Annotated in this window: 4 protein-coding genes and 1 pseudogene; 4 read left to right on the forward strand and 1 reads right to left on the reverse strand. The window is 68.4% G+C overall.

Annotated elements, in window-relative coordinates:
* The first annotated feature begins 70 nt into the window (after positions 1-70).
* The 4 genes from EQG76_RS29900 (at position 71) to EQG76_RS32640 (ending at position 2,396) form a co-directional block, all read left to right on the forward strand.
* Positions 71-631, forward strand: a complete 561-nt coding sequence (locus EQG76_RS29900; protein WP_159718892.1) for a hypothetical protein — start codon at positions 71-73, stop codon at positions 629-631.
* An 88-nt stretch (positions 632-719) separates the two neighbouring features.
* Positions 720-890: a hypothetical protein gene (locus EQG76_RS29905; protein WP_159718893.1), complete on the forward strand. Its 171-nt coding sequence runs from the start codon at positions 720-722 to the stop codon at positions 888-890.
* Entirely contained in the window at positions 887-1,327 is a 441-nt protein-coding gene (locus EQG76_RS29910; protein WP_159718894.1) for a site-specific integrase, read from the forward strand. Before EQG76_RS29905 ends, EQG76_RS29910 begins: the two co-directional genes overlap by 4 nt.
* Positions 1,328-2,246: 919 nt before the next feature.
* Positions 2,247-2,396: a hypothetical protein gene (locus EQG76_RS32640; RefSeq protein ID WP_159718895.1), complete on the forward strand. Its 150-nt coding sequence runs from the start codon at positions 2,247-2,249 to the stop codon at positions 2,394-2,396.
* A 427-nt stretch (positions 2,397-2,823) separates the two neighbouring features.
* On the opposite strand, the pseudogene EQG76_RS33810 reads toward EQG76_RS32640, so the two are convergent.
* Positions 2,824-2,880, reverse strand: a pseudogene (locus tag EQG76_RS33810) (HWE histidine kinase domain-containing protein); the annotation flags it as partial.
* Between the last annotated feature and the right edge of the window lie 27 nt (positions 2,881-2,907).

Raw genomic sequence — 2,907 nt, forward strand, 5'->3', positions numbered from 1 at the left:
GGCGCCATCCTCCTGATCCTGCCCCTGCCGTTTCTGTCGCGCTGGCTGGATATCCTGCCGCTCGGCGGTCTTGCAGGCCTTCCAGACCACGCTGGAGCAGGACAGCCTGGCCAAGAACTCGGGCCAGACCTATCGGACCACCTGCCGGTTGTGGAACCGGGCAGCCCAAGCGGTCGCGGCCTGGCGGGGCCTCCAGGTGCCCCTGCCCCGCCTGGAGCGGCACTACACCCGGTCGTGGGGGGACTTCCCGACCAGCCTAATGGCCGACGTGGAGGCCTTCCTGTTCCACTCCGCCCACCAGGACCCGTTCGCCGAGCACTACGCCCAGCCGATCAAGCCCAGCACCGCGAACCTGCGCCGCACCCAGATCCAGGAGATCGCCACCGCCCTGGTGCTGGCCGGCCAGCCGATCGAGGGGATCACCATCCTTGCCGTCCTGGTGCAGCCGGCCAACGCCACCCGGCACTGCGCTTCTTTCTGGACCGCCGGGGTGGCAAGTCCTCGGTCTATCTCTACAGCCATGCCCTGCTGCTCAAGACCATCGCCCGGCACTGGGTCAGAGCACCTTATGAGCAGGTCGAGGAGCTGGCGCGCATCGGCAAGTGGCTCAAGGTCAAGAAGACCGGCATGACCGACAAGAACCGTGCGCGGCTGCGCCAGTTCGACCACAAGGCCAACCTCCAGGCCTGATCCACCTGCCCCGCCGGGTCCTGCACGCGTTGCCCCACCAAGATGACGGCAGCCGGGCCGGTGCGCTGCGTGCCATGTATGCGGCCGCCGTCGAGCTCTTGCTGCACGCCCCGATCCGGGTCGACAATCTGGCAGCCCTAGAGATCGGCCGGCACCTGCTCCAGATCCAGGCAGGCGGCACCCGCACCGTCCACCTGTGATCCCGGCCGAGGAGACCAAGAACGGCCGGCCCTATGAGGTGGAGCTGCCCAAGGAAACGGTGGAGCTCCTGGAGCTCTACCTCAAGCGCTACCGCCCACGCTTGGCACCGGAAGGTGCCGCTGCGTGGATGTTCCCGAACGAAGCGGGCCTGCGTCGCTCGACCATCCCCTTCTCCACCGGGATCAGCGCTTTCGTGCGGCGGGAAACCGGCATTCAGATGAACACCCATCTGTTCCGCCACCTGGCCGCGACGCTCTACCTGAACCTCCACAGCGGCGACATCGAGACGCCGCGGCGCGTACTCGGCCATGCCAGCACGACGCTGCGCTACCATGCCGAGGTCAAGAACGCTTCAGCGATCCGGCACTTCGACAGCGTGATCGCCGCCTTGCGTGAACAGGCGATACCTGCCCGCAAGCCGCGGGGGCGGTCATGACCGGGTCAGGTACTTCCCGCCGCAGCGTGAAGCTTGAGGATTGGCCGCCGATCGACCGGCTGGCCTGGCGAGCCGCCTTGCGGCCAAGCGACCTGCTCGATCCGGACGGGGTCGCCACAGGCTGGGCGGAGTCGACCCGCCAGATGATCGTCGAGGGATATGGCCACTGGCTGACCTGGCTGACCCTACAGGGGGAGCTCGATCCCCTGGCCAAGCCCGCCCGTGCGGCTCACCCATGCACGCCTTGCCGCCTATCTGGCCCATCTTCGGGAAACCGTGGCGCCGTTCACGGTCTCCGCGCGTATCCAGCAGCTGGGCAACGCCATGCGTGCCATGGCCTGAGCAAGACTGGCGCTGGATCCAGCGCGGGGCTGATCGGATCGGATCAAGGCCAAGGCGGTTTCGGTGCGCGACAAGCGCGCTCGTCTGCAGTCCCCGGAGCGGCTGGTGGCCTTGGGCTGCCAGCTGATAATTTGGGCCGAGACCCAAACCGAGGAGCAACTGGCGGTGCGCGCGGTGGCCTATCGCAACGGCCTGCTGATCGCCTTTCTGGCGTATCGGCCGATCCGGGCCAAGAACCTGGCCTCCATCCAGTGCGGCCGACATCTGGTCCGGCGCGGCGCGGACTGGTGGCTGCAGTTTCCGGCCGAGGAGACCAAGACCCGCCAAGCGCTGGAGATGCCGTTCCCGCCCGAGCTCGTCCCCTGCCTGGAGCACTACCTGACCACCTATGGTCCGGTCCTGGCGGCCAGGGGCCGCAAGCCCCGATCTGGCCCGGTCACCGGCTTGTGGATGTCCTGGCACGGCACCCAGATGGGCAGCGACGCGATCTGGCATCAGATCAAGGAGCGCACCCGGACCGCGTTCGGTACATCCCTCAACCCGCATCTGTTCCGACTGGGCGGCTACCACCATCGCCATGCATGCGCCCGAGGAGATCCAGATCATCCGGGCGATCCTGGGCCACACCACCCTGGCGACCTCCGAGCGGCACTACAACCTGGCCGGCAGCCTGGAGGCCGGGCGCCGCCATGCGGACGCCATTCAGAGGTTGCGGGCGGACAGCTAGCTTTGCAGCGCCCGCGTCCGGGCGAGCAGGGCGGCGCTGTGGCGGAGGGTGCGCAGCGAATTCCAAGAGGGCCAGGGTGTCGCGGGCCTGGGCAGCGCAGGCGGCATGGCCGCGCGCGACCAGCCGGTCGACGAGTTCGCACTGCCGGGCGAGGCGCTCCTCGGCGGCGTGGACGTAGGCGGGGCGTCGCGGGCAGGTGGGCATGGGGATGGCCTTGCGCCAGGAAGGGCCGCATTTTCAACCGGCGGCCGCGCGGCAAGTTCTCGCCCCGGCGGGCCGGCCGGTATTCGCACCGGTCGGCCAAGTAGTTTGCCGGCGGCCGGTGTTGGCGACTAGTGGGCCCGATTCCAGGACTGGCGGGCACCTCCGAGGAAGGCGTCCTGGTATTCTCCTCGGCCGAACGATCCGTCACCTTGGTCTGCCGCGCCAGGGCCTGGACGATCGCCAGCAGGTTCTTCAGCCGGTGCTGGATCTCGCCGATCATGAGATCCTTCTCGTGGTTGATCCGGCG

It is taken from the genome of Geminicoccus flavidas (assembly GCF_009806515.1).
Classification (GTDB): domain Bacteria; phylum Pseudomonadota; class Alphaproteobacteria; order Geminicoccales; family Geminicoccaceae; genus Geminicoccus; species Geminicoccus flavidus.

Bases quoted from the DNA above. Each gene is read 5' to 3' on its own strand.
- EQG76_RS32640 (WP_159718895.1), top strand. From the start codon at position 2,247: ATGCATGCGCCCGAGGAGATCCAGATCATCCGGGCGATCCTGGGCCAC.